Source organism: Streptomyces sp. NPDC008137 (genome assembly GCF_042957035.1).
Taxonomy (GTDB): domain Bacteria; phylum Actinomycetota; class Actinomycetes; order Streptomycetales; family Streptomycetaceae; genus Streptomyces.
This window is the reverse complement of the sequence record NZ_JBIBHN010000038.1, coordinates 37985-63620: the sequence shown is the minus strand read 5'-3', so window position 1 is coordinate 63620 and position 25636 is coordinate 37985. Positions and strand designations below refer to the sequence as shown.

The window sequence follows — 25636 nt, the reverse complement described above, 5'->3', positions numbered from 1 at the left end:
CCCGCTCCACCAGCAGCGGCAGGGGCTCGGAGGTCGTCACCAGGTCCCGCAGCGGATGCCGGGCCAGCACCTCCTCCACCTCCGGCGCCAACGCCGCCGCGAGCCGGGTCAGAGGAGGGAGAGAGTCGTCGCGCAGCGTCTTGGCCGTGCCCAGCAGCACGCCACGGCCGTCGTTCTTCGGAACGCCCGCCGCCGCGCGCTCGTAGAGGTCGGCGCCCTCCTCCAGGACCAGGCCCGGGTCGATGCCGGCCGGCACCTTGATGCCCGCCGCCCGGCGCCAGGTGGCCACCGGATCGCTCCAGGCCTGCACCCGGTACGACCAGCGGCCGACAGCGTCGGCGGTGACCTCGGCGCCCCAGCGGTCGCTGCCCGGGGCCAGCTCCCGCATCGGCGTCCACGGCCCTGCGCGGCCCTCGGGATCCTTGAGCACCACATTGGCGGCCACCGCGTCGTGCCCCTCCCGGAACACGGTGGCGGTGACCTCGAACGTCTCTCCCACGGCCGCCTTCGCCGGCCGGTTGCCGCTCTCCACGGCCGGGCGGACATCCCGTACCGGGATACGGCCGATGGCCCGGGTCCTACTCATGGTCCTCACCTCCACCGTGCTCGGAACCGGGCCCCCAGGGCCCGGTTCATGGGGACAAGATGTGCGGGAAGGCCGTCACCTTCCCGCCGGGTACCGCCGCTCCGCCGTCGGCGGTCTTCGTCGCACCGCGGTGGCCGGACGGGGTCGTTCGTTCTGGTCCGTCAGACAGGTGACCTGCTGTTCCTGCAGATAGGTGATCTGGTTCGTGCGCAGGTACCGCTCGGCCGCGTCCGCCGCCTCCCGCGCGCAGCGCTTGCCCATCAGCACGCAGAGCGTGTAGCCGGAGTCCTCGAACGTGGTCCGCACCGTGCGGTCGTTGGGTGCCGCGAGCATCACGCGTTCCCAGGCCCGGTAACGCCGCAACTGCCGGGCGACTTCGGCTTTGGCGGGTAGCAGCATGGCGCCGATCACCTTTCGGGCTCGAGGGGCACAGTCCCCCGACGGCCGGACGGCGGCCACGCGCACAGCGCCACGGAACCGTCCCGGCGATCGAGTTCTGTCACACATGGTGCATGTATGACCACTCGTCGTCCTGTTAGAGCTTCAACCAGTGGCGCGTCCGGGTGAGAGTTCAGGCCGTCGGGGTGCGTTCGGTTGTGGGCCCGATCGCCTCAGCCGTGTGCTCGTGTTGCACGAACGGGCTAGCCCCCTCACTCTGAGGGTGACTCAGAAGCGATACACGCTCACGCTCCGTGCTTAGGGCTCGTCCCGCAGGACTGCGGGAGCGAGGAGGAGCTGAGCCTCGCGGTGAGGAGCCGACCGATGAAGACCGCAGTGCCCTGCTACTACCACCTCGACGTGGAAGTCAGCCCGGAACGGGTGGGACAGGTCAGCCGCATTCTGGCCGCTCACCTGAAGTTCTGGGACCTGGACAACCTGATCCAGCCCGTCTGCGGCGGTGCCGAGATGCTGCTCGAGGCCATCGACGAACACGCCACGGACAAGAACACCTCGATCGAGATGTGGTGGAACGGGCAGCACCTGATCACCGCCATCGGGGACAACGACCGCGCTCTGCGCCCCGACCAGGAACTGCGAGGCTGCCTGGAGCACCTCGCGGCGATGAGCGACGGCTGGGGCTGCTGTGCCACCGAGACCGGCAGCAAGGTCATCTGGTTCTCGCAGCGCGCCCGCGCCGGCGAACGCGTCCCGCTGGTGCCGACCGCTCCCGCCCCCCGCGCGAGCGAGGGCCTCGACGTGCCACGCGAGGTGCGCGTCGCGCAGCTGGCCGGCCCCGCCGGCACACCGGACGAGGTCCTGGAGGGGGCCCGGTGACCCGTCGGCAGAACCGGTCAGGGGCGTCCGCCTGGAGCGGGCGCCCCTATCCGCTGGGCGCGTCCTACGACGGGGAGGGCACCAACTTCGCCCTCTTCAGCGAGGTCGCCGAACGCGTCGAGCTGGTCCTCGTCGACGACGACGGCTCCCCCACCCGGGTGCCGCTGGCCGAGGTCGACGGCTTCGTGTGGCACGGGTACGTCCCCGGCGTCGGCCCGGGCACGCGCTACGGCTACCGCGTGCACGGCCCGTGGGCCCCGGCGGCCGGCCACCGCTGCAACCCGGCGAAGCTGCTCCTCGACCCCTACGCCCGCGCGGTGGACGGGCAGATCGACAACCACCCCTCGCTCCACGAGCGAAACCCGGACGGCCCCGACCCGGCCGACAGCGCCGGGCACACCATGCTCGGCGTGGTGACCGACCCGGCCTTCGACTGGGGCGACGACCACCCGCCCAGCCGCGCCTACGCCGACACGGTGATCTACGAGACCCATGTCAAGGGCTTCACCCGCACCCATCCCGGAGTGCCCGACGGACTCCGCGGCACCTACGCCGGGCTGGCCCACCCCGCGGCCGTCGAGCACCTCACCTCGCTGGGCGTCACGGCCGTGGAGCTGATGCCGGTCCACCAGTTCGTCCAGGACGGCGTGCTCCAGGGCCGCGACCTCGCCAACTACTGGGGCTACAACACCATCGGCTTCTTCGCCCCGCACAACGCCTACGCCGCGTACGGCACCCGAGGCCAGCAGGTCGCCGAGTTCAAGTCGATGGTGAAGACCCTGCACGCGGCCGGGCTCGAAGTGATCCTCGACGTGGTCTACAACCACACCGCCGAGGGCAACGAGAAGGGCCCCACCCTCTCCTTCCGCGGCATCGACAACTGCTCGTACTACCGCCTGGTCGACGGCGACTGGGAGCACTACTACGACACCACGGGCACCGGCAACAGCCTGCTGATGCGCCACCCCTACGTGCTCCAGCTGATCATGGACTCGCTGCGGTACTGGGTCACCGAGATGCACGTCGACGGCTTCCGCTTCGACCTCGCGGCCACGCTGGCCCGCCAGTTCCACGAGGTGGACAGGCTGTCGGCGTTCTTCGACCTCATCCAGCAGGACCCGGTGATCAGCCGCGTCAAGCTCATCGCCGAGCCGTGGGACGTCGGCGAGGGCGGCTACCAGGTGGGCAACTTCCCGCCGCTGTGGTCGGAGTGGAACGGCATGTACCGCGACGCCGTCCGTGACTACTGGCGCGGCGAGGACCACACGCTCGGCGAGTTCGCCTCCCGGCTGACCGGCTCCTCCGACCTCTACGCCCACAGCAGGCGCCGGCCCCGCGCCAGCGTCAACTTCGTCACCGCGCACGACGGTTTCACCCTGCGCGACCTCGTCTCCTACAACGACAAGCACAACGAGGCCAACGGCGAGGACAACCAGGACGGCGAGAGCGCCAACCGGTCCTGGAACTGCGGCGCCGAGGGCGCCACCCGCGACCCGGCCGTACGGGAGCTGCGCAGCCGCATGCAGCGCAACCTCCTCGCCACGCTGCTGCTGTCCCAGGGCATCCCGATGCTCTCCCACGGCGACGAACTCGGACGCACCCAGCGCGGCAACAACAACGCCTACTGCCAGGACAACGAGATCTCCTGGATCGACTGGCGGCTCACCGAGGAGCAGCGCGATCTGCTGGAGTTCACCAGGTACGTCATCCGACTGCGCACCGGGCACCCCGTGCTGCGCCGGCGCCGCTTCTTCCTGGGCGAGACCCTGACCCGCGCGGACCAGCCCCTGCCCGACCTGGTGTGGCTCGCGCCCGACGCCCGGGAGATGACCGACGACGACTGGCAGCGCGGCGACGCCCACTCGGTCGGCGTCTTTCTCAACGGCGACGCCATCGCCGAACCCGACCCCCGCGGCCGGCCCGTCGTCGACGACTCCTTCCTGCTGCTGACCAACAGCCACTGGGAACCGGTGGACTTCCGCCTGCCGGACGCCGCCTACGGCGAGCACTGGACGGCGCTGATCGACACGGCGGACCCGGGGGGCACCCCCGACGAGGTGGAGCACAAGGCGGGCACTGGCCTCACCGTGGGAGCGCGCAGTCTGGTCCTGCTGTCGCGGCCGTCCCGGAAGACGGGCTGAGGCGGCTCAGCGCCCGCGGCGCGAGGTCACCGTGAACTGGGCGCCGTCGTGGTCGCGCAGCACGGCCTCGTCGCCGCCCTTGGACAACACGCTGCCACCGTGCAGTTCCGCCGTCCGGGCGCAGGCCTCCACGTCGTCGACGGTGAAGTGGACCTGCCAGTGCGGACGGATCGTGGGGTCGGGGGCCGACTCCAGCGCCCCCGACTCGATCCGTGCCACCACGTCACCGCGGCTGCGCAGCACGACCTCCCCGCCCTCGTAGTGGACCTCGCAGCAGCCGGGGCGCTGTGTCGCCCAGTCGAGGACCTCGCCGTAGAAGATGGCCGCGTCGAAGGCGTCACGCGTGTGCAGCGTGATGAAGACCGGCTGCGCGTTGCGCCAGGTCTCCCAGTCGGTGAACAGGTCGCCCTCCCAGATCCCGAAGGTCGCCCCGTCCCGGTCCGCCAGCAGCGCCGCCCGCCCGGGCGGCAGGGAGATCGGCCCGACCGCGGTGGTGCCCATGCGTTCCTGCACCCGGGCCACCGCCTCGTCGGCGCTGCGTACGGCGAAGTAGGGCGTCCACGCCACCGCCATCTGCCACATGGTCGCGACCCCCGCGATCCCGGCCACCGGCGAGCCGTCCGCCAGTGCGATCCGGTGCCGGTCGCCCAGCTTGGCCGGCCGCCACTGCCAGCCCAGCACGGCACTGTAGAACTCCTCCGTCGCCTTGACGTCCCGGCTGGTCAGGCTCACCCAGCAGGGCGCGCCGACCACGGAGTGTGATGAGACGACGTCCTTCGTGCCGGAGCGGGCGGGCATCTCGTGGTTCATGGTGTCGGGTCCTGATCTCGTCGGCCTGGCAGCCACCGGAGGATTTGCACCCAGTGTCCAACCGGAACCGCTGTGGGCGCCTGCCGAGTACCCCGGCGGCGACGCGCAAACGGTGTCGTGCACCGGCCTGGTCCGCCCCGGTGGCACCGGGCGGGCCGAGTGACGACGATGGATGGGTCGGACACTGCGTCAAAGCACTCAAGCACACCCTGTGAGGCCACACGGACAGCGGCGCACCGGACCCGGAGGTGACCATGCCCACGGACGGGGGCTCGGAGCGGATCTTCGAGCTGCAGGAGGAGATCCAGCAGTTGAAGGAGGCGGTCGTCTCCCACGCCGTCGTGGACCAGGCGATCGGGATGGTCGTGGCGCTCGGCCGGGTCTCGCCCGACCAGGGGTGGGCCGTGCTGAAGGACGTCTCCCAGCACACCAACATCAAGCTGCGCGATGTCGCGGAACTGATCCTCGTCTGGGGGCGCACCAGGGTGATGCCCCGGGAGATCCGGGCCGCGCTGGAGGACGCCCTCGACCGCGCCGGACCGACGCAGATCCCGGGAACGCCGCCGGAGGCGTGACCCCCGGGGTCCGATTCGCTCATCCGGTCTCGGTCAGCAGCTCCTCACGCAGATGGGCGAAGCAGCTGCTCAGCAGCCGGGAGACGTGCATCTGCGAGATGCCGAGTTGCTCGGCGATGCGGCTCTGCGTCATGCCCTTGAAGAACCGCAGATAGAGGATGATCCGCTCGCGCTCCGGCAGCGCTTCCAGACAGGGCCTGACGGCCACCCGGTTGACGACGGTGTCGAAGGCCGGGTCCGGCCCGCCGATCGCGTCCCCGAGGGCGTAGCCGTCCGTCCCCGGCATCTCCGCCTCGAGTGACAGCGCGGAGAAGCACTCCAGGGCCTCCATGCCGGTGCGCACCTCGCCCTCGGTGAGGTGGGCGTACTCGGCGATCTCGGCGACCGTGGGGGAGCGGCCTGGAGTGGTCTGCGACAGCTCCTTGGCGGCGTGCCGCACCCGGTTGCGCAGGTCCTGCACCCGGCGGGGCACGTGCAGCGTCCACATGTGGTCACGGAAGTGGCGCTTGATCTCGCCGGTGACCGTGGGTACGGCGTAGGCCTCGAAGGCGTTGCCGCGCGCCGGGTCGTAGTGGTCGACGGCCTTGACGAGACCCAGGGCGGCCACCTGGTAGAGGTCCTCCAGGGCCTCGCCCCGGCCGCGGAAACGGACGGCGATCCGCTCGGCCATGGGCAGCCAGGCCTCGACCAGCTCGTCGCGCAGGGCCTTGCGCTCGGGCCCCTCGGACAGCCGCGCGAGACGTTCGAACGCCGCGGCGGTGTCGGGGGCGTCGTCGTGGGGGTGCGTTCTGGTGCTGCCGGCGATACGCATGATGCGCACCTCCCTGAGCGGGTGCCGAATGGACAGACACCGCGGGAAGCGCGGACTCGGACCTCACGGCAGGCACCGGGGGCCCGGGCGGCTCCCACGGACGTGCCTCCTGTCCGAAGCACTTCACAGCCCATTCCCGGGCGGGAAGATTACGAAACAATTCAGACAATACGCCCACTCGGCCTTCCTTGGCTTCTCTGCCCGGCGTCCGTGATGCCGGGCCGGCATCAGGCCGTCAGCAAGGCCCCCCCTCAGCTACGAGGTCGACGCCCCGCGCGGACTCCTCCTCGGCGCGCCCCGCCACCTGGCGGTCGATTTCACGGTGCTGCTCGTGGCTGCCGCGCTCGGCGTCACCGCGGCGTCGGCCCTGCCGGGTCGGCCGGCCCGTTGATCTTCACTCGGGAAAGTGATGTGCGGCACGCCTCGGCAACCGCTTTCTCCACCTGTTTCCGGATAACCGCTGGGCACGGCTTGATCGCCGATCAAATGGGGTGAACTGCCTGGCCACAGCGCATTCTGCTCATTTGACAGTGCGCTGAGACCACAGATAGGAAGCAGCTTCCAGAGGTCGAGAGGGGCACCGTGTACGAGCCGAACGTGGTCGGGGACTGGCAGGAGTACGACGAGCATGCCGGTCTGCGGGTCCGCGTCCACCGTCTGGAACCGGCCGAGCCGCCCCGCGGCCGTGACGACGCCGCCGACGGCCTGACGTACTTCTGCCTCCGTGTGACGGTCGAGAACCGCGGCCGCCGGCACCTCGGCGTCCACCTCGAGGACGGCCAGATCGACGTGCGCATCGGCCCGGACGGCGAGAGTGCCTTCCTCGACTGGCGCAACTCGCAGTTCATCGAGGGCTTCGACGTCTATCCGCTGCGCCGGGCCACCGCCGTGCTGTACGCGGCCGGCACCGAGGCGTCCCTCAGCCTCGTGGACGTCCAGGTCCAGCTGCGCGTCGAGGAGGAGTGGACCGAGCGCCGGCTGTGGTCGGGCGGCATCGGTGTCCACGAGGGGCCCGCGGGGCACCAGCAGGGCGCGGTGCGGGACAGTCTGGCGCACCAGGTGAGCGTCTTCCTGCGGGATCAGGCGGAGGAAGGCACCGCCTGATCCGGCGTCAGGACCGGCACCCCGCCGGTCAGTGCGGGATGCCGTCGATGATCTCGCGGGCGCCCTGGCGCAGCAGGGCCACGGCGACCGAGGTGCCGAGCGTGGCCGGGTCGAGCCGGCCCGCCCACTCGTGGGCGTTCAGCCGCGTCTTGCCGTCCGGGGTGAACACGCAGGCCCGCAGGGACAGTTCACCACTGCGGTCCACCCGCGCGAACCCGGCGATCGGGCTGTTGCAGTGCCCCTGCAGCACGTGCAGGAACATGCGCTCGGCGGTCGTCTCCCGGTAGGTGTCCGGGTCGCCGAGGCCGCTCACCGCGTCGATGAGGCCGGCGTCGCCCTCGCGGCACTGGAGCGCCAGCACGCCCGCGCCGATGGGCGGCATCATCGCCTCGGTGGACAGGATCTCGCTGATCACGTCCTCGCGGCCGATGCGCTCCAGTCCGGACACCGCGAGCAGCAGCGCGTCGGCCTCTCCGGCGGCGAGCTTCGCCAGGCGACGGTTGGCGTTGCCGCGGAACGGCACGCACTCCAGGTGGGGGTGCGTGGCGGCCAGCTGCGCGACCCGGCGCACCGAGGAGGTGCCGATCCGTGTCCCGGCCGGCAGCTCGTCCAGGGTGAGCCCACCGGGATGGATCAGGGCGTCCCGGATGTCGTCCCGCTTGAGGAACGCGGCGAACACGGTGCCCGCGGGGAGCGGCCGGTCGGCGGGCACGTCCTTCACGCAGTGCACGGCGAGATCGGCCTCCCCGGCCAGCAGCGCCGCGTCGACCTCCTTGGTGAACGCGCCCTTGCCCTCGACCTGGGACAGATCGCCCATCCACTTGTCGCCGGTGGTCTTCACCGGCACGACCTCGGTGCGCACTCCGGGGTGGGCGGCGGCCAACTCGGCCCGGACGCGCTCCACTTGGGCGAGCGCCATGGGCGAGTCGCGGGAGACGATGCGGATCAGTTCGGGGACGGACATGCGGACACGATAGACCCTCTCGCGGACGCGTTCGTGCCGTACCTCCCTCCGACCGCCCGGCATCGCGCGTCAGTTCGGGACGAGCGGCTCGCTCAGTGAACGCCTCGACCTGCTCGTGAGAACCCGCATGGCGGACCTTTACGGCGTGGAGAACAGGCCGGGTCCCGGAAGCGCGGGGCCGTCGGCCTGGACGCGGTTCGTGACCCGCAGGAAATCCAGCTTCTCCGCGTCGGTGGAGCCCGCGGCCACCGTGTAGACGACGAGTCGGATGTCGCAGCCTGGGACGGTGAGAACATCGCAGTCGCAGATCACCTCACCCACCTGGGGGTGTACGACAGTCTTGCGGGCCGAGACGTGCGGGCCGACCGTGCCCTCGTCCCACAGGCGGGCGAACTCCGCGCTGGTGGACCGCAGTTCCTCGACCAGATCGGTCAGGCCGCGGTCGCGGGGGTAGTCGATGAGGGCTGTGCGCAGGTCGGCCACGAGGGCGGGTCTCAGGGCGTCGCCGTCCTGGAGCACGGGCCAGGACGCGAGCCGGCTGGGCCCTGCGGCGAAGACCGCCCGTGCCAGGTTGCGCTCGTCGTGTGTCCGTGCGCTGGGATCGCCCATCAGCGCTGACCATGCGGGGGTCCAGGACAGCAGGGTCCAGTCGGCGCTGAACACGCCCACGGGGAATTCTCCGAGGCGGGCCAGCATCCGTTGGACCCCGGCCGGCACATGCGTGGAGACCGTGCCCTCCTGGGGAGGCAGGAGGCCGGCCAGCCGGTAGGCGTGATCGCGCTCCATGGGCTGCAGTTGCAGTGCCCTGGTCAGGCTCGCGACGACCTGCGCCGAGGGGCTGGTGGCGCGGCCCTGTTCCAGGCGGACCACGTAGTCGACCGACAGCCCGGCCAGTTCGGCCAGTTCCTCGCGTCGCAGCCCCACCGCGCGTCGTCCGGGCCGCGAGGTCAGTCCGACGTCGGCGGGAGAAAGGCGGTCGCGCCAGCGGTGCAGTGCCGTGCCCAGGGTCTCGTCCACTCGGCCATTGTGTCCGCCAGGCCGTCGTCGTGCCTGGTACTGGCTGTCCTACCGTCACGAAGAGCACTGGTTGTCCTCTCGTCACGGGCCGAGAGTGGACGCATGACGACCACATTCATCACCGGAGCCAACAAGTCCCTCGGGCACGAGACCGCCCGCCGCTTGATCGAGGCCGGCCACACCGTCCTCATCGGCGCTCGTGATCCACAGCGCGGCCGGGCAGCCGCCGAGACACTCGGGGCCCGTTTCGTCCAGGTAGACGTGACGGACGACGCGTCGGTGGCCGCGGCCGCCGCCGATATCGAGGCTCGCGAGGGGAGCATCGACGTCCTGATCAACAACGCCGGCGTTTTCGGCACGCACAGCCCGGCCGACCAGATCACAGCCGCTGACGCCGCCGAGGTGTTCGAGGTCAATGTCGTGGGGACCGTCCGGGTGACGCACGCGTTCCTGCCCCTGCTGCGCAAGTCCGCCAGCCCGGTCATCGTCAATGTCTCCAGCGGCATGGGGTCGTTCGCGGCCACCCACGACCCCGGGCGCGTCGAGTCGAGGAACCTCGCGCCGCTCTACACGGCGTCCAAGGCAGCGGTGACCATGCTGACCACGCAGTACGCGAAGTCCTGGCCGGACGTGAAAGTGAACGCGGCCGACCCGGGCTACACCGCGACCGATTTCAACGGGCACAGCGGCCCGCAGACGGTGACCGAGGGAACCGACGCGATCGTCGAACTCGCCACCATCGGGGCTGACGGGCCGACCGGAACCTTCCGTGACCGTCACGGTGAGATGGCCTGGTGATTCACCCCTGAATTCGGGGCGTGCCCGGCACGGACGAGGGTTCCAGAGAGGCGAACTCCTGCGGTCGAACGGCCATCGTGGTGGGTGAGGAGCGCGCGGATGAGGCGACGCAAAGTCGCAGCTCGGTACGCACGGGGCCAGACCCGGTCGTGTCGTGGGTGTCCATGACGGGACGCCACGCGCCGCCCCGCGCCGACGGACCGGACGCGGGGCGGGAAGCCGGACCCGGCCGGGGACCTGGGCCCCGGGGCGGACCCGGCGGGATCAGGCGTAGGGATCGAACGCGATGCCGGACGGCTTCGCCGAGGCGAGGTGGTTGGCGAAGTTGGCGTCCTTCAGGCCGAAGTTGGCGCTGCCGAAGTTGTAGGACGTGAGCTTGTCGCGCACTCCGGCCGGGTAACCGTTCCAGCCGACCAGCGGCGGGTACTGCCAGGTGCCCTTGTGGTTCTCCGGCGGCTCGTCGCCCGAGTTCGCGAGGCGGAAGCAGTGCGTGCTGACGCCGTCCTTGTGATAGACGATCTTCGCGTGCGTGCCGTCGAATCGGACCGCGGACGCCGCGTGCACGTCGAACGAGCCATGGGCGGACGTCGACACGTACTTGACCTGGTTGTCCTGCACGAACACCGCGACGTGCTCGAAGTCGTGCCGGTGGCCGCCGATGCCGCTCCCGGCGACGGCCTGGTCCTTCTCGAAGTAGAGGGCGTACAGGATGGCGCACCAGCCGTTGTTGCACTTGGAACGCGCGTAGCCGTTGGTGTTGTCGAGGTCCGAGGCGTCGCGGCAGTCGCCGTTGAGGGCGCCGGTCGGGTTGAGCCCGCCGTTGACCGTGCCGTCCGGGCCGATCGCGGGCGTGGAGTAACAGCCGTCGGTGTCGTAGTCGTAGGCGGGCTGGTACGTCTGCTCCAGCGACTCCGCGTTGGCGGGCAGCGCCCTCGGCGGCGCGGCGAAGGCCGTGGCGGGGAAGGCGAGGACGAGGGCGGCGGCACCGGCCACTCCGGTGAACCATCTCCTGCGGTGTGCGAACGGGCGTGACGACACTGCGTCCTCCTCGTGTTCCGGGCGCAGCCCAACGGCTGTGGGGGAAAGGGAGGTTCAGCTTCCAGGTTGAACGCGTCCATGCCAAGAGGAGTGAGGGATCTCAGGAGTGAATCGCTGCCCAACAACCGGCGCCGGGTGCCGCTTCAGACCAAGTCGTCCGGGATGTCGGCCGCCGCCTCCCCGGGCGCGAGATCCGGCCGGAGCCGCAGCCAGGACGGTTGCCGCAACAGACCCTCCCGGGTGCGGGTGCTGTAGCGGACCTCGCCGACCAGCCGGGGGACGACCCAGTGCGCGCCCGGAGCACGCGGGGCCGGGTCGAAGGGGCAGACGTCGCTCGCGGCGGCCCGCAGCAGCCCGGCGAGTTCCGTCCGTTCGGCCTCGCTCCAGCCGGTGCCCACGCTCCCGACGTAGCGCAGCCGCCCCGCGGCGCGCTGCCCGACCAGCACCGCCCCCGGCAGTCCGGTGAGCCGGCCCTTGCCGGGCTGCCAGCCGCCGACCAGGACGTCCTCGGTGCGCATGTTGCGGATCTTGATCCAGGCCCGGGAGCGGGTCCCCGGTTCGTACAGCGAGTCCAGCCGCTTGCAGACCAGGCCCTCCAAGCCGTGCGCGCGGGTGGCGGCCAGGGCCTCGGCGCCGTGGCCGACCAGCGCGGCCGGGGTCGACCAGGCGGGCCCGGCGAGCCCGAGATCCTCCAGCGCCGAGCGGCGTCGCGCGTAGGGGAGCCGGATCAGCGAGTGGGTCTCCAGGTGCATCAGGTCGAACAGCACGAGGTGGACCGGGACCTCCGCCGCCCGCCGCGCCGCCCTGGCCGGCGCGTGGGCCAGGCCCATGCGGGACTGGAGCAACTGGAAGTTCGCACGGCCCTGTTCGTCGAGGGCCAGGATCTCCCCGTCCAGTACGGCGGGCGTGGGACCGAGAACGGTGCCCAGCGGCCGCAGTTCGGGGTACGCGGCCGTGATGTCCTCCCCGGACCGGGCCCGCAGCAGCACACTGCCGTCCCCTTGGAGATAGATCACCACGCGCTGGCCGTCCTGCTTGGTCTCATAGGCCCAGCGCGCGTCCTGCGCGGCGGGCGGCAGGGTGCCGGACGTGGCGAGCATGGGCGGGATCAAAGGCAGGTCCACGGGTGAGGTGTGGACGTACCGGGGTGCGGTCACGCGCGTTCACCGTGTCTTTCGCCTGAACGGCGTCGCTGCCCCGGCCTGGCGAAGGAGTCTTCGACCAGCGCGAGGAGGACGGCGTCGCCTTCGTGCTGGACGAGCGGCCCTCGGCGGACTCCCTGGAGGAGGTGCGCGAGGCCGTGGCGATCTGCCCGGCCGCCGCGATCCGGCTGGTGGAGTGAGCCCGCTCGATTTACTTGAGTTACGCAACGAGATGGTAAAGTGGCTCCCATGTCCACTCCACCGCTCCCCGACGTCCCCTCCCCGGAAGTGATCGAGATCGAGCGTGCGCTCACCCGTATCACGTACCTGAGCACGCGCGCCCGCCAGCACGAACGCCTGATGGCCCTGGCGGGCGTGCCGCTCGACCGGGCCGCCGTCGCGCTGCTGCGACAGGTCGCCGACTCCGAGCCGCTGCGCCCGGGGGAACTCGCCGCACGGCTGGGTGTGGAGGCCTCGCACGTCACGCGCACGGTGCAGCAGTTGCAGAAGTCCGGCTACGTCACCCGCGTCCCCGACCCCGACGACCGCCGTGCCCAGCGCATCGAGCTCACCGATGCCGGCCGGCATGCCATCACCAAGATCCGTGAGGTCGGGGTCCGCGGCATGCAGCTGGCCCTGTCCGCCTGGTCGCCCGAGGAGCTGCGGCAGCTCGCCGGCCTCTTTCACCGCATGGTCGACGACTTCCTGGCCTACGCCGTCGACGAGGAGCCCGAGTCCCGGTCCGCCCCGGTGGGCAGCGCCTGATTCCCCGGCGCCGTGTGCACCGGCTGGTGGCGTGTGATCACGGGTCGCCGGGTGCTCGGGCGGTCGGCCTGTGATCCCCGGGACGGAGGGCCGCCGGGCGGACGCCGTCTGCCCCCGGGCCCGCCGTCCGCCCCGATGGGCGGGCAGGGCCTGATTCCCGGTCGCCACACCACCACATGCCCCGGTGTTCGACCTGTGATCTCCCCGGGGTGCACGGCGACCGATCAGGCGGCGGGCCTGCCCCGGGTCACCGTCCCTCCACGCGGGCAGGGCCTGATCCCCGGTCACCGTGCGGCCGGTCCCGCGGATCCGCCCGCCCGGCGGCGGGGCCCGGCGGCGCGGGCTCGCGCAGCCTGCACAGCAGCAGCCGGCCCAGCGCGGGCAGCGCGATCAGCGGCAGCAGCGCCGTCCGCAGGGACGTCGCGTCGGCCAGCGCCCCGATCGCGGGAGCGGCGAGGCCGCCGACGCTCACGGTCAGGCCCAACGTGACACCGCTCGCCGTGCCCACGCGCCGGGGCAGAAAGTCCTGGCCCAGGGTGATGTGCAGCGAGAACGGCACATACAGGCCCGCCGACGTCAGCGCCACGAACAGATACACCGGCGGCCCGGGTACCAGGACCAGACCGGCCACCGCCAGGACGGTAAGGGCGTACGACCGGCGCACCACCGCCATCCGCCCGTACCGCTCGGCCAGCCGGCCCCCGGCCAGCGTGCCCACCGCACCGCCGGCGTAGAGCACGAACAGCGCCGCCGTACCGGCCGCCTCCCCACCGCCGGTGCGCTCCCGCACATACAGCGAGACGAACGCGCTCAGGCCGACGAACACGACCGAGCGGCACACCACCGCACCGGACATCCGCACGAAGGACGCCCAGTCGTCCCGGCCCTGGGTGACGGACGTGCCGCCGCCCTCGGCGCCGGACCCGGCCGAACGTACCGCCGCCGCGCACAGGGCCGCTCCCGCCAGGGCCGGGACGACCAGGAGAGGAGAGGCGCGCAGCCCGCCCGTGGCCACCACGGCGAAGACCAGCAGGGGCGCCAGCGCGAAACCGGCGTTGCCGCCGAAGGAGAACCAGCTCATCCCCGTGTGCCGACCGCGCGCGACGGCCCGCGCCACCCGGGCGGCCTCCGGATGGTAAGCGGCCACGCCGACACCCGACACGGCGACCACCGCCAGAGTCAGCGCGTAGGAGCCGGTCACCCCGCTCAGGGCCACGCCGCCCCCGGCCGTCAGCGCGCTCAGCGGCAGCAGCCACGGCATCGCCCACCGGTCGGTGAGCACCCCGAACAGCGGCTGCACCAGCGACGACAGCAGGGAGGCCGCCAGCACGACACCCGAAGCGGCGGCATAGGAGTAGGCGCGCTCGGCGACGAAGTGCGGCACCAGAGCGGCCACGGCGCCCTGGTACACGTCCACGCAGGCGTGCCCCAGGGACATCAACAGGACGGGTCGGTCGCGTCTCGAAGCGGTCACCCGGCGATCGTCCTCGGAGGCGCCCATGGCCCGCTTCCGATAATCTGCCGGACTGTGCCGAACATCCGCCACACCCCCGAGGCGCCGACCCGTGCCCAGCGGCTGACCGCCGGGGACCGCATCGAGGCGCACCGGCACGACGACCACCAGATCGTCTACGCGGGCTCCGGCGTCGTCGCCGTCACCACCGACTCCGGCACCTGGTTCGCGCCCGGCACCCGCGCGCTCTGGGTCCCCGCCGGCACCGTGCACGCCCACCGCGCCCACGGCCGCCTCGACCTGCACCTGGTCGGGCTGCCCGCCGACGACAACCCCCTCGGCCTGGACCACCCCGCCGTCCTCGCCGTCAGCCCGCTGCTGCGCGAGCTGATCCTCGCCTACACCCGCGACCCCGGCGACGACAGCCCCGAGCGCCACCGGCTGCGCGCCGTCCTGCGCGACCAGTTGCGCCACTCGCCGCAGCAGCCGCTGCGCCTGCCCACGCCCGCCGATCCACGGCTGGCCGCCGTCTGCGCGCTCGTGCACGCCGACCCCGCCGACCCGCGCACCCTCGCCGCCCTCGGCGCCGTGACCGGGGTGGGGGAGCGCACCCTCAGCCGGCTCTTCCGACGCGAGTTCGGCATGACCTTCCCGCAGTGGCGCACACAGTCACGGCTCTACCACGCCCTGCGGATGCTGGCCGACGGCCTGCCCGTCACGACCGTCGCCCACCGCTGCGGCTGGTCCTCCGCCAGCGCGTTCATCGACGTCTTCCGCCGCTCGTTCGGCTACACCCCGGGCACGCACAACCGCCGCGCCTGACCTGGTGAACCCCCCGTTCCGCCCACCCCTTTACCGCCCGGTAATATCGCGCGGCAGGCCATCAGAGGAGGAACCGTGTCCCGGTCCGAACGCTCGCCCCTGCTGCTCGCCGGCCTGCTGGCCGCCGCGGGGGTCGCCCACTTCGCCGCCCCACGCTCGTTCGACGCGACCATTCCGCGCGGCCTGCCGGGCACGCCCAGGACCTGGACCTACGCCAGCGGCGCCGCCGAGCTGGCGCTGGCCGCGGGCCTGGCGGCGCCGCGTACCCGCAAGGCGGCCGCGCTGGCCACGGCGGCCTTCTTCGTCGGGGTGTTCCCCGCCAACGTGAAGATGGCCGCCGACTGGCGCCACCGCCCCACGCCGCAGAAGGCCGCCGCCTTCGGGCGCCTGCCGCTGCAGGTGCCGCTCGTGCTCTGGGCGCGCGGCGTCGCACGGAACGCGGAGGGCCGGTCGTGAGCGCGCGCATCGAGACCGGTGACAAGGTCGAGGACTTCGAGCTGCCCGACGAGACCGGCACGGTCCGCACCCTGTCCGGGCTGCTCGCCGAGGGGCCGGTCGTGCTCTTCTTCTACCCGGCGGCCCTGACCCCCGGCTGCACCGCCCAGGCCTGCCACTTCCGCGACCTCGCCGCAGAGTTCGCCGCCGTCGGCGCCCACCCCGTCGGAATCAGCGGAGACACCGTCGAGCGTCAGCAGGAGTTCGCCGGGCAGCACTCCCTCGGCATGCCCCTGCTGTCCGACGCCGACGGCACCGTCCGCGAGCGGTTCGGCGTGAAGCGCGGCTTCTCACTGGCCCCCACCAAACGGACCACGTTCGTCATCGCACAGGACCACACCGTCCTCGACGTCGTCCGCAGCGAGCTGCGCATGAACGCCCACGCCGACCGGGCGCTCGCCGCCCTGCGCGCTCACCGGAGCTGACACCGTCACGAATGCTGCGTCGCGGTTGATAGCGGGCGGCAAAGGGATGATCCTGGACGAATGGAGGACGCCTCCGCTGCTGCGATCATCGACGCGCGCGGCATCGTGACGGGGTGGAGCGAGGGTGCCCGGCGGCTGACCGGCTACCCGGCCGAAGAGGCCGTGGGCCGGGCCGTACGGGAACTGCTCGCCGAGGACGTGCCGCGCGAGGCGGTGTCCGCGCGGTCGGGCACCGTCATGGTGCGGCACCGCGACGGCTATCTGGTCGGGCTCCGTGTCAGCGGGTGTGCCGTGACGGGCCCGGGCGGGGAGCCCGGCGGATTCGTGATCACCGCCGAGCCGCCCGGCGGTGAGGAGACATCCCTGGCCGGGCAGGCGTTCCAGCAGGCGTCCATGTCCATGTCCGTGTTCGACGTCGGCCAGCGGTACATGCGGCTCAACGACGCGGCCTGCCATGTCATGGGCGTGTCCGAGGAGACCCTGCTGGGCCGGCACTTCCCGGAGACCGTCGAGGAGGCCGAGCACAGCAAGGGCTTCAACTGGCATCTCCGGCACGTCGTCGAGACGGGTCGGCCGCTCCGCTACGAGAGCTACACCGGCGCCCCGGCCCTGAACCGGGAGCACGCCTGGGTCACCGAGATGTGGCCGGTCCGCGACCCCTCCGGCGAACTCCTCGGCACAGCCCTCGCCGCCTTCGACAGCACCGAGCAGTACTGGGCCCGGCAGCGGCTGGCCCTGCTGAACGAGGCCGCGGCCACCATCGGCACCACCCTGGACGTGGTGCGCACCGCCGAGGAACTCATCGAGGTCGTGGTGCCCCGGTTCGCCGATTTCGCCAGCGTGGACCTCTTCGACTGGGTCCTCGGCGCCGAGGAGTCGCCTACCGTGCCCAGCGAGGAGATCGTGCTGCGGCGCGTCGCCCACGGCTCCCACACCGAGGGCACCCCGGAAGCCGCCGTCCGCCTCGGCGAAGTGGACGTCTACCCCGGCTTCTCGCCCATCGCCCGGGCGATGCGGGAGGGCCGCGCGATCCTCAGCCAGGCGGGGGAGCCGTCCTTCATGCGATGGGTCGCCGAGCGCAACACGCGCGCCCCGCAAGGGCGCCCCTACCGCAAGGGCGTCCATTCGATGATGGCGGTGCCGCTGCGGGCCCGCGGCACCACCCTCGGCGTCGCCGTGGCCGTGCGCATCAAGCAGCCGGACGACTACGCCGCCGACGACGCCGTCTTCGCCGAGGAACTCGCCAGCCGGGCAGCGGTCTGCGTCGACAACGCCCGACGCTTCGCCCGGGAGCGCACCACCGCACTGGCCCTCCAGCACAGCCTGCTGCCGAGGGGACTGCCCGGCCAGGCCGCCGTCCAGGTCGCCCACCGCTATCTCCCCTCCGGCTCGGCGGCCGGCATCGGCGGCGACTGGTTCGACGTCATCCCGCTGTCCGGCAGCCGCGTCGCGCTGGTCGTGGGGGACGTCGTGGGCCACGGCATCCCCTCCTCGGCCACCATGGGCCGGCTGGTCACGGCCGTACGCACCCTCGCCGACGTGGACCTGCCGCCGGACGAACTCCTCACCCACCTGGACGACCTGGTCACCCATCTCGCCTCGGACGACGAGGGCGACGAGGTCGCCGAACTCGGCGCGACCTGCCTCTACGCCGTCTACGACCCGGTCACGCGCCGGCTGAACCTGGCCGCCGCCGGGCACCCCGCACCCGCCCTGGTGCTGCCCGACGGATCCGCCCGGCTGATCCCCATGAGCGCGGGGCCCCCGCTGGGCGTCGGAGGGCTGCCGTTCGAGGCGACGGAGCTCCAGCTGCCCGAGGGCTCCGTCGTCGCCCTCTACACCGACGGACTCATCGAGGACCGCGACCGCGACGTCGACCACGCCACCGACGAGCTGTGCCGCGCCCTGACCGTGCCCGCCGACTCGCTCGACGCCCTCTGCGACACGGTGCTGAAGGCCGTACTGCCCGAGGAGCCCAGCGACGACGTGGCGCTGCTGCTGGCACGCACCCGGGCGCTGGGCGCGGACCGGATCGCCACCTGGGACGTCAGCCCGGACCCCGCCGAGGTGGCCGCCACCCGGCAGGCCGCCACCGACCAGCTCACCGCGTGGGGGCTGGACGAGACGGCCTTCGTCACCGAACTGGTCGTCAGCGAACTGGTCACCAACGCCATCCGGTACGGCGCCCCGCCCATCCAGCTGCGCCTGATCCGCGACCAGAACCTCATCTGCGAGGTGTCCGACGGCAGTTCCACCTCCCCGCACCTGCGGCGTGCCCACCAGGACGACGAGGGAGGGCGCGGACTGCTGCTGGTCGCCCAGCTCACCCAGCGCTGGGGCAGCCGGCAGACCACCAGGGGCAAGACCATCTGGTGCGAGCAGTCGCTCACGCCGCTGTTCTGACCACGGCTGTTCCGACCACGCCCCGGCGCGTCATGCCCCGGCCGCGTCCGAGGCCACCTGGGCGAGATTGCGTCCGGACCTGGCCGCTCAGCCGGAACGTGACGTGCCCGCGCTCCAGCGACCGGGCACGGCCGGCCGCTTGCATCGCGCTCGCGTCATGGATCCGCACCACGAACCGGGGCCGGTCCCCGGCGGGCGCCCCGCGCCCCCGGGGCTCGCCGGTCCGGTCGAAGTCGCGCTTGCCGCGGTGGTCCCGCAGCCGGTCCCGATCGGCCACCTGCGGCTCCCTCCTCGCGGGCCCCGGTACCCGTCAGAACTCCTCGTGCACCTCCGGGTCCCCGCCGACCCGCCGGTGCGCCCGGTCGGCGACGGTCCGCAGCTCGTCCTCGCTCAGCTCGAAGCCGAACACGTCGAGGTTCGCGCGCTGCCGCTCGGGGTTGGCCGACTTCGGGATCGGCACCGCGCCCAGCTGCGTGTGCCAGCGCAGGACCACCTGCCCGGCCGACACCCCGTGCGCCGCGGCGATCCGCGCCACGGCCGGGTCCTGCAGCAGGGGCGTGCCCCGGCCCAGCGGGCTCCAGCTCTCGGTGACGATGCCCTTGCCCGCGTGGAAGGCGCGCAGCTCCTCCTGCGGCAGGAAGGGATGCAGCTCGATCTGGTTCACGGAGGGCAGGACGCCGGTCTCCTTCTCCAGCCGCTCGATGTGCCCGGCCGTGAAGTTGGAGACGCCGATCGACCGGACGAGCCCCTCCTCACGCAGCTTGACCATGGCCTTCCAGGAGTCGACGTACCGGTTCACGCGCGGCAGCGGCCAGTGGATCAGGTACAGGTCGACGTACTCCAGGCCGAGGCGGGCCCGGGACTCCTCGAACGAGGCGAGGGTCTCCTCGTAGCCGTGGTGCCGGCCCGGGAGCTTCGTCGTCACGACGATCTCCTCGCGCGGCACCACGCCGGAGGCCACACCGCGGCCGACCCCCGTCTCGTTGCGGTAGTTCGTCGCCGTGTCGATCAGGCGGTAGCCCGCCTCCAGGGCCGAGAGCACCGCCTGCTGCGCCTCGTCGTCGCCCAGCGGCCACGTGCCGAGGCCCAGGGCGGGGAGCGCCGTACCGTCGTTGAGCGTGTGCGTCGGGATGCTGATCACCGTCGGACCTTCCCGTTGGCTGTTGACCGTGTCGTCCCTCCAGCGTCACGGATAGGGTGGGCGATGATCAACCGGACGGGTGGCGGATGAGGACGGCGGACGGCATGGGCAGCGCCGAGAAGAAGCCGGGGACGGGATCGGGGCGTCCCACCTCGCGGGACGTGGCCCGGCTCGCGGGCGTGTCGCACACCGCGGTGTCCTTCGTGTTCAACGGCCGGGCCGACGGCAACCTCTCGCCCGCCACCCAGGAACGCATCCGGGAGGCCGCGACCCGGCTCGGCTACCGGCCCGACCCCGTCGCCCGCGGTCTGCGCCGCAGCCGTACGGCCGTGATCGGCCTGGTCACCGACGAGATCGCCTCCTCGCCCTTCGCCGGACGGCTGCTGCGCGGCGCCATGGACACCGCCTGGGCCGGCGAGCACCTGGTCCTCACCGTCGACTCCGGCGGCGACCCGGCCAAGGAGGACGCGGCGGTCGCCGAACTCCTCGACCGGCGCGTCGACGGCATCATCTACGCGGCCATGTCCCTGCGCCGCGTCCGCGTCCCCGAGGGCCTGCACCGCACCCACTCCGTGCTGGCCAACTGTCTGCCCGAGGACGGCTCGCTGCCCGCCGTGATCCCCGCCGAGCGCGCGGGCGGCCGGACGGCGGCCCGGCTGCTGCTGGAGCAGGGGCACCGACGATTCGCCCTCGTCGGCGGGCAGGACGACATCGCCTCGGCGGAGCGGCTGCGCGGCTTCCGCGACGCACTGCGCGCCGAGGGCATCACCGTGCCCAGGGAGTGGGTCGTGCGAACCGGAGGGGAGATCTCCGCCGGGTACGAGGGCGCCCTCCGCCTCCTCGACGGGGCCCCGGCCGACCAGCGGCCCACCGGGATCTTCAGCTACAACGACCGGGTCGCGGCGGGCGTCCTGCACGCCGCGACCCGGCTCGGGATCTCCGTACCCGGCGAGTTGTCGGTGGTGGGCTACGACGACCAGGAGCACATGGCCGCCTACCTCGCGCCGCCCCTCACCACCGTCTCCCTGCCCCACCGGGAGATGGGGGAGGCAGCGGCGGGCCTCCTCCTCGAAGCCATCGCCACCGGACGGACACCGCCCGCCACCGTGCGGCGCCTGGCCTGCCCGGTGATCAGCCGCGCATCGGTGGGACCAGCGCCCACCCGGTGACGGCCGCCCCGGACGTCACACTCAACTCCCTTGTGTCGTCCGGACGTCGGTAGACGCGCTCGGTGACCGTGGCACGGTCGCCGACGAACAGTTCGTACAGCGAGCCGTCGACGAGGACGCGCACCGTGAGCTCCTCGTGCGGCGGCACCCGGACGACGACCGGCTCGGCCGCCCCGGCCTCCTTGCGTGGCCAGCCGCCCCGGTCGAGGGTGACGGTGCCCGCGTCCGGGTCCAGAGAGACCGTGAGCTCGGCGCCCGAGGCCGACCGCAGGAGAGTCACGTCGGCGCGACCGCGGGCACTGACGGTCAGGTCGTAGGCCGTCGGCAGCGCGGCCCGGCCCGGGGCGGTGACGAACGGCTCGTCGGCGTGCAGCCGGTGCAGCTCCGGGGCCGGGGCCACCCGCAGGGCTCCGTCCGGATGGACGTCGACGACGCGGGGAGCGGTCAGGACGCCGGCCCAGTCGTGCTCGCCCTGCTCGCGGGCCTCCCACGACCAGCCCCACAGCAGGGCGCGGTCCGGCTCCTGGAGCACGGCGGGGGCGTAGAAGTCACGGCCGTGGTCGAGCAGGCCGCCCGTCCGCGCGGTGAAGCGCAGATCCGCGTCCAGACGGCCCGTCAGATAGCCGGTGGTCCAGGGATGGCCGTCCCACAGCGACACCACCAGCACCCACTCGCCGCCCCGCGTCGCGTACAGCTGCGGGCACTCCCAGCCGGTCGCCCGGCCACCGAACGCGGCCCGGGCGGCCGGGTCATGGCCGTCCAGGAGTACTCCCGCGAACCGCCAGTCGGCCAGGTCGTCGCAGTCGTACAGCAGCACCGACGGGGTGCCGTCGCCGTGCCCGGCGCCGACCAGCGCCCAGCGCCTTCCGTCGTGCCGGAAGACGAACGGGTCGCGGAACATCACCACGTCCAGCCCCTCGGGCGGGCCCGCCACCACCGGCGTGGGCAGGGGAGCCCAGTCGGTCAGCGTCTCGTCGCCGGGGTCCGCCGCACGGGCCAGGCAGATCGCGCCGAGGCCGGTGTGGTCACGGTCGACCCCGGTGTAGACGGCCGTGGGCACGCCGTCGTCGTCGACCACACACCCCGACCAGCAGCCAGCCTCGTCGGGGCCGCCCGGTGTCGGGGCGAGCGCGATCGGATGGTGCTCCCAGCGCACCAGGTCCGGGCTGGAGGCGTGCCCCCAGTGGACGTTCGCGTGCACCGGGGCGTCCGGGTTGTGCTGGTAGAAAAGGTGGTGGCGGCCGCGCCAGCGGAAGGGCCCGTTGGGGTCGTTCATCCAGTTGGCGGGCGGACGTACCCGGTAGCGCGGGGCGTGCGGGTCCTGCGGGGGAGCGGTGAGGCTCAACGGTTGACTCCTGCGGACGTGATGCCCTCGCGCAGAGGGCGCTGGCCGACGACGAACACGGCGACGGCGGGAATCATGGAGAGGACGACACCGGCGAGCACGACGGAGATCGAGCCGGTGCCGAGGTTGCCCTGGAGGGAGACCAGACCCAGCGGCAACGTGTAGTTCTGCCCCGACGTCTCGAGGATCAGCGGCCGGAAGAACTCGTTCCAGTGGTAGTTGAAGGCCAGCACGCCGACGATCGCGAGGCCGGGCGCGGCCAGCGGGGCGTACACGGACCGGAAGGTCCGCCACGGCCCGGCGCCGTCCAGCATCGCCGCCTCGCCCAGGTCCTTGGGCATGCCCAGGAAGTACTGGCGCATCAGGAACGTGCCGAAGGCGGTCGGGAAGGCCGGGATGATCAGTCCCAGCAGGGTGTCGGTCAGGCTCATCGACTTCAGCACCAGGAACACCGGCACGATGGTGACCTGCAACGGCACCATCATCGTCGCCAGGACCAGGCCGAAGAGCGGCTTCTTGAAGCGGAACTCCAGCCGTGCGAAGGCGTATCCGGCGAGGCCCGCCGTGATCATCTGGCCGACCGCGATCAGCCCGGTGACCAGTGTGGAGTTCAGCGTCAGCAGCCAGACGTCGATCTGGTCGAACACCCCGCGGTACGCCTCGGTGGACGGGTTCGACGGGATCAGCTGCGGCGGCAGGTCGAACGCCTCGGCGGGTGTGCGCAGCGACGTGGAGACCGTCCACACCACCGGGCCGAGGGTGAGCAGGGCGCACACGGCCAGCCCGGCGATCCGCGCCCAGGGCGCCAGCCGGTACCGCACACGGCCGGAGGAAAGGCTTGCTTGGCTCATGGGAAGACTCACCCGGCTCACTGGTAGTGGACGAAACGCCGGCTGAGCCGGAACTGGAGGGCCGTGACCGCCATGATCAGCACGAACAGCAGCACACCCACCGCGGACGCCTCACCGAAGCGCAGCTGCTCGAACGCCGTCTCGTAGATCACCATCACGACCGTGCGGGTGGAGTCGCCGGGACCCCCGTTGGTGAGGACGTACGGCTGCTCGAAGACCTGCAGCGCGTTGATGATGCCGACGACCGAGGCGACCAGCAGCGTGGGTGACAGCAGCGGCAGGGTGACGGTGAGGTGCTTGCGCGGGCCGGTCGCGCCGTCCAGGGCGGCGGCCTCGTGGATCTCCTTCGGGATGTTGTTCAGGCCGCCGACGAACAGCAGGAACGAGAAGCCGAACTGCTGCCAGACGTAGACCAGGACCACGGTCGCCATCGCCGCGTTCTCCGACGTCAGCCAGGGCACCGGCGCGATCCCGACGAAGCCGAGCAGCCAGTTGATCACCCCGAAGTCCTGGTTGAACAGGTACTTCATCACCACCGAGATCGACGCGGCGGACAGCACCAGCGGGAAGAAGAACGCCGAGCGGAACACCGACCGCAGCCACACCGGCATCCGCCCGTTCAGCGTCAGCGCGAGGGCCAGCGCGACGAACAGTTGCAGCGCCACCGCGAACACCATGAACACCAGCGTGTTGCGGAAGGAGACCAGGACGGTCTCGTCGCCGAACACCTCTCCGTAGTTGGACAGGCCCGCGTAGCTCGGCGAGTCGATCACGTTCCAGTGGAAGAGGCTCAGCACGACCGAGCCGGCGATCGGTACGACCGTGAAGACGACGATGCCGACGATCGTCGGCGTCAGGAACAGGGTGGCCAGCAGGCGGGTGCCGCGGTCGCGGGCCGAGGGGCCCTTCGGCGTCGGGGCCGGCGGGTCCGCGGGGCGTTCGGCGCGCGCCGGCGGTATCTGGGTGTTCGTCATGCGTCACGCTCCATGGCCTTCTCCAGGTCGCCCTGCATCCGGCGCAGCGCGGGACGCACCGAGCGCGGGGACGCCAGGGCCGTGCCGGTGTGCTTCAGCAGTACCTGCTCGACCTCGGCGACCTGCGGCGGCGCCGGGATCGGTCCCGTGTCGGGGAACCGGTCGAGGGTGTCGTAGAAGACCGGCCAGTGCGCCGGGCCGGTCTTCTCATAGCGGTCGGCGGTCAGCAGCGAGCGGCGCGCCGGGGTCGTCTGGTTCGTGGCGAACAGCCGCGTCAGGGTGTCCTTCTTCGCGGCGTACTTGATGAACTCCCAGGCCTCGTCCTGCATCTTCGAGGTGCGCAGGAGCGCGTAGCCCGCCGCGCCGTACTGCATGCGCTGGGTGCGCCAGCGCGGGAAGTACTGCACGTCGAAGCCGTCCCGCTCCATACCGGCCAGAGACAGTCCGCCCGCCCAGAAGCCGCCGGCCGGTGTGACACCGACCCGGCCGGTGGAGAACACGCCGATGAGGTTCTGGCCGTTGCCGCCCTCGGGGCGGGTGCACAGGCCGTCCTGGATGAGGGAGGCGAGATAGTCGTAGACCTCCACCACGCGGTCGTGGGTGGCCTGCGGCGTCGTCCAGCTGAAGCCGCCCCCGCGGCCGGTGCGCTGAGCCGCAGGGTAGAAGCCGTCCCACAGCCACTGCCCGCCGGGCGCCTTGGACTCGGTGAGCAGATTGGTGTCGTTCGCGAACAGCCAGGGCACCACTCCGCCCCAGAGCCGGTTGGTCCAGAAGTACGGTGTGAAGCGCGAGCCGCCGGACTTCTTCATGTCCCGCAGCAGCGTGGTGAAGTCGTCGCGGGTCCAGTCGGCCGGCGGGAAGTCCGCCCCCGCCCGGCGCAGCACCTGGCGGTTGAAGTACATGTCGGCGGCGTTGAACTCCACCGGGAGCTGGTAGAGGCTGCCCTCGTACATCATCGACTCCACCAGCGAGGGGTGGACGTCGGCGAAGTACTCCTTCAGCTCGGCCGCGTCCCGCCGCACCCACTTGTCCAGGGCCACGCCGAGGCGCTGCGCGAACAGCTGCACGCCCTCGGTGGCGACATAGACGAGGTCGGGGGCGGTGCCCGCCGCGACCTGGGTGAGGATCTTCGCGAAGAAGTCCGACCAGTCGACGGCCTGCACCGCGTTGATCCGGAGCTTGATGTCGGGGTGCAGCTCGCGGAAGCCCTCCTGGAGCGTGCGGATGGCCTCCGGACCGTAGGCGGGGCCCAGAGTGGCGACGACGAGGGAGCCGTCGTCCCGGCCGGGGATGTCGGCTCCGGTGAGCCGGTCCCAGCTCGCGGCGGTGCCGGCCAGGGCGGCGGCCCCCGCGCCATAGGCGCCGTACCGCATGAGGGCGCGGCGGGTGAGGTGCGAGTCGGTCATCGTCGGTGAGGCCTAACTCGTGTTAGTCGAGGGTTGATGCCCCAGATGATGGGAGCGCCTGGCGTACCTGTCAAGGCGTGCGAGCGCTTGACCTTTAACGAGTTAGGTCCGAGAGTCCTGGTCCCA

At 72.0% G+C, this 25636-nt stretch carries 26 protein-coding genes and 2 pseudogenes; 13 read left to right on the top strand and 15 right to left on the bottom strand.

Annotation, left to right across the window (positions count from 1 at the left end):
- Together ACFZBT_RS36655 and ACFZBT_RS36650 are read right to left on the bottom strand one after the other, a co-directional pair.
- A partial coding sequence (locus ACFZBT_RS36655; protein WP_391113442.1) for a maltotransferase domain-containing protein occupies positions 1–586 on the bottom strand: 586 nt, incomplete at its 3' end.
- 75 nt (positions 587–661) lie between these two features.
- The gene (locus tag ACFZBT_RS36650) at positions 662–985 is read right to left on the bottom strand and encodes a DUF5133 domain-containing protein (RefSeq protein WP_391113438.1); all 324 of its coding nucleotides are present in this window, start codon (positions 983–985) and stop codon (positions 662–664) included.
- 363 nt (positions 986–1348) lie between these two features.
- Between ACFZBT_RS36650 and ACFZBT_RS36645 the strand changes: the two genes are divergently transcribed.
- Both ACFZBT_RS36645 and glgX read left to right on the top strand, forming a co-directional pair.
- A complete protein-coding gene (locus ACFZBT_RS36645; protein WP_391113435.1) occupies positions 1349–1861 on the top strand; it encodes a pep a2 in 513 nt (170 codons plus the stop codon).
- The gene (glgX, locus tag ACFZBT_RS36640; RefSeq protein ID WP_391113432.1) at positions 1858–4002 is read left to right on the top strand and encodes a glycogen debranching protein GlgX; all 2145 of its coding nucleotides are present in this window, start codon (positions 1858–1860) and stop codon (positions 4000–4002) included. The genes ACFZBT_RS36645 and glgX overlap by 4 nt, the downstream gene beginning before the upstream one ends.
- Positions 4003–4008: 6 nt before the next feature.
- Here glgX and ACFZBT_RS36635 read toward each other — a convergent pair whose 3' ends face one another.
- On the bottom strand, positions 4009–4812 hold the full coding sequence (locus ACFZBT_RS36635) for a VOC family protein (protein WP_391113428.1): 804 nt from the start codon (positions 4810–4812) through the stop codon (positions 4009–4011).
- Positions 4813–5066: 254 nt separating this feature from the next.
- Here ACFZBT_RS36635 and ACFZBT_RS36630 point away from each other — a divergent pair, with 254 nt between their 5' ends.
- On the top strand, positions 5067–5387 hold the full coding sequence (locus tag ACFZBT_RS36630; RefSeq protein ID WP_391113426.1) for an ANTAR domain-containing protein: 321 nt from the start codon (positions 5067–5069) through the stop codon (positions 5385–5387).
- Positions 5388–5406: 19 nt separating this feature from the next.
- Here ACFZBT_RS36630 and ACFZBT_RS36625 read toward each other — a convergent pair whose 3' ends face one another.
- A complete protein-coding gene (locus ACFZBT_RS36625; RefSeq protein WP_328336187.1) occupies positions 5407–6198 on the bottom strand; it encodes an RNA polymerase sigma factor SigF in 792 nt (263 codons plus the stop codon).
- A 195-nt stretch (positions 6199–6393) separates the two neighbouring features.
- On the opposite strand from ACFZBT_RS36625, the pseudogene ACFZBT_RS36620 reads away from it, so the two are divergent.
- Together ACFZBT_RS36620 and ACFZBT_RS36615 are read left to right on the top strand one after the other, a co-directional pair.
- Positions 6394–6589: pseudogene (locus ACFZBT_RS36620) on the top strand (multidrug ABC transporter permease); the annotation flags it as partial.
- Between the two features lie 191 nt (positions 6590–6780).
- Entirely contained in the window at positions 6781–7302 is a 522-nt protein-coding gene (locus ACFZBT_RS36615) for a hypothetical protein (protein WP_391113422.1), read from the top strand.
- Between the two features lie 28 nt (positions 7303–7330).
- Here ACFZBT_RS36615 and hemC read toward each other — a convergent pair whose 3' ends face one another.
- Entirely contained in the window at positions 7331–8266 is a 936-nt protein-coding gene (gene hemC, locus ACFZBT_RS36610) for a hydroxymethylbilane synthase (protein ID WP_391113420.1), read from the bottom strand.
- A 138-nt stretch (positions 8267–8404) separates the two neighbouring features.
- Positions 8405–9283 carry a helix-turn-helix domain-containing protein gene (locus ACFZBT_RS36605; protein WP_391113417.1) on the bottom strand — a complete coding sequence of 293 codons (879 nt, stop codon included), beginning with the start codon at positions 9281–9283 and terminating at the stop codon, positions 8405–8407.
- A gap of 102 nt (positions 9284–9385) precedes the next feature.
- On the opposite strand from ACFZBT_RS36605, the gene ACFZBT_RS36600 reads away from it, so the two are divergent.
- Positions 9386–10081: an SDR family NAD(P)-dependent oxidoreductase gene (locus ACFZBT_RS36600; RefSeq protein WP_391113414.1), complete on the top strand. Its 696-nt coding sequence runs from the start codon at positions 9386–9388 to the stop codon at positions 10079–10081.
- A 264-nt stretch (positions 10082–10345) separates the two neighbouring features.
- Here ACFZBT_RS36600 and ACFZBT_RS36595 read toward each other — a convergent pair whose 3' ends face one another.
- Complete coding sequence (locus ACFZBT_RS36595; RefSeq protein ID WP_391113411.1) at positions 10346–11119, bottom strand: NPP1 family protein; 774 nt, start codon at positions 11117–11119, stop codon at positions 10346–10348.
- Positions 11120–11262: 143 nt separating this feature from the next.
- Entirely contained in the window at positions 11263–12243 is a 981-nt protein-coding gene (ligD, locus tag ACFZBT_RS36590; protein WP_391113455.1) for a non-homologous end-joining DNA ligase, read from the bottom strand.
- A gap of 68 nt (positions 12244–12311) precedes the next feature.
- On the opposite strand from ligD, the gene ACFZBT_RS36585 reads away from it, so the two are divergent.
- The gene (locus ACFZBT_RS36585; RefSeq protein ID WP_391113452.1) at positions 12312–12461 is read left to right on the top strand and encodes a 4Fe-4S domain-containing protein; all 150 of its coding nucleotides are present in this window, start codon (positions 12312–12314) and stop codon (positions 12459–12461) included.
- Positions 12462–12510: 49 nt separating this feature from the next.
- A complete protein-coding gene (locus tag ACFZBT_RS36580) occupies positions 12511–13026 on the top strand; it encodes a MarR family transcriptional regulator (RefSeq protein ID WP_391113408.1) in 516 nt (171 codons plus the stop codon).
- A gap of 247 nt (positions 13027–13273) precedes the next feature.
- Here ACFZBT_RS36580 and ACFZBT_RS36575 read toward each other — a convergent pair whose 3' ends face one another.
- Positions 13274–14464 carry an MFS transporter gene (locus tag ACFZBT_RS36575; RefSeq protein ID WP_391113449.1) on the bottom strand — a complete coding sequence of 397 codons (1191 nt, stop codon included), beginning with the start codon at positions 14462–14464 and terminating at the stop codon, positions 13274–13276.
- Positions 14465–14554: 90 nt separating this feature from the next.
- Between ACFZBT_RS36575 and ACFZBT_RS36570 the strand changes: the two genes are divergently transcribed.
- From ACFZBT_RS36570 to ACFZBT_RS36555, 4 genes are all read left to right on the top strand, one after another.
- Positions 14555–15301, top strand: coding sequence for a helix-turn-helix domain-containing protein (locus tag ACFZBT_RS36570; protein ID WP_391113405.1), 747 nt, complete (start codon positions 14555–14557; stop codon positions 15299–15301).
- 75 nt (positions 15302–15376) lie between these two features.
- A complete protein-coding gene (locus ACFZBT_RS36565; protein ID WP_189729852.1) occupies positions 15377–15757 on the top strand; it encodes a DoxX family protein in 381 nt (126 codons plus the stop codon).
- Positions 15754–16221 (top strand): redoxin domain-containing protein, encoded by a 468-nt coding sequence (locus ACFZBT_RS36560; protein ID WP_391113402.1) that lies wholly within the window; start codon positions 15754–15756, stop codon positions 16219–16221. Before ACFZBT_RS36565 ends, ACFZBT_RS36560 begins: the two co-directional genes overlap by 4 nt.
- Positions 16222–16281: 60 nt before the next feature.
- Positions 16282–18624, top strand: a complete 2343-nt coding sequence (locus tag ACFZBT_RS36555) for a SpoIIE family protein phosphatase (RefSeq protein WP_391113399.1) — start codon at positions 16282–16284, stop codon at positions 18622–18624.
- 142 nt (positions 18625–18766) lie between these two features.
- Here the strand turns inward: ACFZBT_RS36555 and ACFZBT_RS36550 are convergent.
- Positions 18767–18901 (bottom strand): annotated as a pseudogene (locus tag ACFZBT_RS36550) (3'-phosphoesterase); the annotation flags it as partial.
- Between the two features lie 33 nt (positions 18902–18934).
- Positions 18935–19765 (bottom strand): aldo/keto reductase, encoded by an 831-nt coding sequence (locus tag ACFZBT_RS36545; RefSeq protein ID WP_391113397.1) that lies wholly within the window; start codon positions 19763–19765, stop codon positions 18935–18937.
- 104 nt (positions 19766–19869) lie between these two features.
- Here ACFZBT_RS36545 and ACFZBT_RS36540 point away from each other — a divergent pair, with 104 nt between their 5' ends.
- Complete coding sequence (locus ACFZBT_RS36540) at positions 19870–20934, top strand: substrate-binding domain-containing protein (protein WP_391113394.1); 1065 nt, start codon at positions 19870–19872, stop codon at positions 20932–20934.
- Here the strand turns inward: ACFZBT_RS36540 and ACFZBT_RS36535 are convergent.
- Genes ACFZBT_RS36535 through ACFZBT_RS36520 form a run of 4 tightly spaced genes read right to left on the bottom strand, consistent with a single transcriptional unit; the run spans position 20897 to position 25510 of the window.
- Complete coding sequence (locus tag ACFZBT_RS36535; RefSeq protein WP_391113391.1) at positions 20897–22279, bottom strand: GH32 C-terminal domain-containing protein; 1383 nt, start codon at positions 22277–22279, stop codon at positions 20897–20899. The genes ACFZBT_RS36540 and ACFZBT_RS36535 overlap by 38 nt on opposite strands.
- The gene (locus tag ACFZBT_RS36530) at positions 22276–23130 is read right to left on the bottom strand and encodes an ABC transporter permease subunit (RefSeq protein WP_391113388.1); all 855 of its coding nucleotides are present in this window, start codon (positions 23128–23130) and stop codon (positions 22276–22278) included. The genes ACFZBT_RS36535 and ACFZBT_RS36530 overlap by 4 nt, the downstream gene beginning before the upstream one ends.
- Before the next feature lie 17 nt (positions 23131–23147).
- The gene (locus tag ACFZBT_RS36525) at positions 23148–24104 is read right to left on the bottom strand and encodes an ABC transporter permease subunit (RefSeq protein ID WP_391113385.1); all 957 of its coding nucleotides are present in this window, start codon (positions 24102–24104) and stop codon (positions 23148–23150) included.
- Complete coding sequence (locus ACFZBT_RS36520; protein ID WP_391113381.1) at positions 24101–25510, bottom strand: extracellular solute-binding protein; 1410 nt, start codon at positions 25508–25510, stop codon at positions 24101–24103. The genes ACFZBT_RS36525 and ACFZBT_RS36520 overlap by 4 nt, the downstream gene beginning before the upstream one ends.
- Positions 25511–25636: the final 126 nt, after the last annotated feature.

Excerpts from the sequence above, each read along its gene's own strand:
- ACFZBT_RS36530 (WP_391113388.1), bottom strand. The coding sequence starts at position 23,130 with ATGAGCCAAGCAAGCCTTTCCTCCGGCCGTGTGCGGTACCGGCTGGCG.
- ACFZBT_RS36650 (WP_391113438.1), bottom strand. The coding sequence starts at position 985 with ATGCTGCTACCCGCCAAAGCCGAAGTCGCCCGGCAGTTGCGGCGTTAC.
- ACFZBT_RS36575 (WP_391113449.1), bottom strand. The coding sequence starts at position 14,464 with ATGTCCCTGGGGCACGCCTGCGTGGACGTGTACCAGGGCGCCGTGGCC.
- hemC (WP_391113420.1), bottom strand. The coding sequence starts at position 8,266 with ATGTCCGTCCCCGAACTGATCCGCATCGTCTCCCGCGACTCGCCCATG.
- ACFZBT_RS36555 (WP_391113399.1), top strand. The coding sequence starts at position 16,282 with ATGGAGGACGCCTCCGCTGCTGCGATCATCGACGCGCGCGGCATCGTG.
- ACFZBT_RS36625 (WP_328336187.1), bottom strand. The coding sequence starts at position 6,198 with ATGCGTATCGCCGGCAGCACCAGAACGCACCCCCACGACGACGCCCCC.
- ACFZBT_RS36540 (WP_391113394.1), top strand. The coding sequence starts at position 19,870 with ATGGGCAGCGCCGAGAAGAAGCCGGGGACGGGATCGGGGCGTCCCACC.
- ACFZBT_RS36645 (WP_391113435.1), top strand. The coding sequence starts at position 1,349 with ATGAAGACCGCAGTGCCCTGCTACTACCACCTCGACGTGGAAGTCAGC.
- ACFZBT_RS36630 (WP_391113426.1), top strand. The coding sequence starts at position 5,067 with ATGCCCACGGACGGGGGCTCGGAGCGGATCTTCGAGCTGCAGGAGGAG.
- ACFZBT_RS36525 (WP_391113385.1), bottom strand. The coding sequence starts at position 24,104 with ATGACGAACACCCAGATACCGCCGGCGCGCGCCGAACGCCCCGCGGAC.
- ACFZBT_RS36635 (WP_391113428.1), bottom strand. The coding sequence starts at position 4,812 with ATGAACCACGAGATGCCCGCCCGCTCCGGCACGAAGGACGTCGTCTCA.
- ACFZBT_RS36580 (WP_391113408.1), top strand. The coding sequence starts at position 12,511 with ATGTCCACTCCACCGCTCCCCGACGTCCCCTCCCCGGAAGTGATCGAG.
- ACFZBT_RS36600 (WP_391113414.1), top strand. The coding sequence starts at position 9,386 with ATGACGACCACATTCATCACCGGAGCCAACAAGTCCCTCGGGCACGAG.
- ACFZBT_RS36520 (WP_391113381.1), bottom strand. The coding sequence starts at position 25,510 with ATGACCGACTCGCACCTCACCCGCCGCGCCCTCATGCGGTACGGCGCC.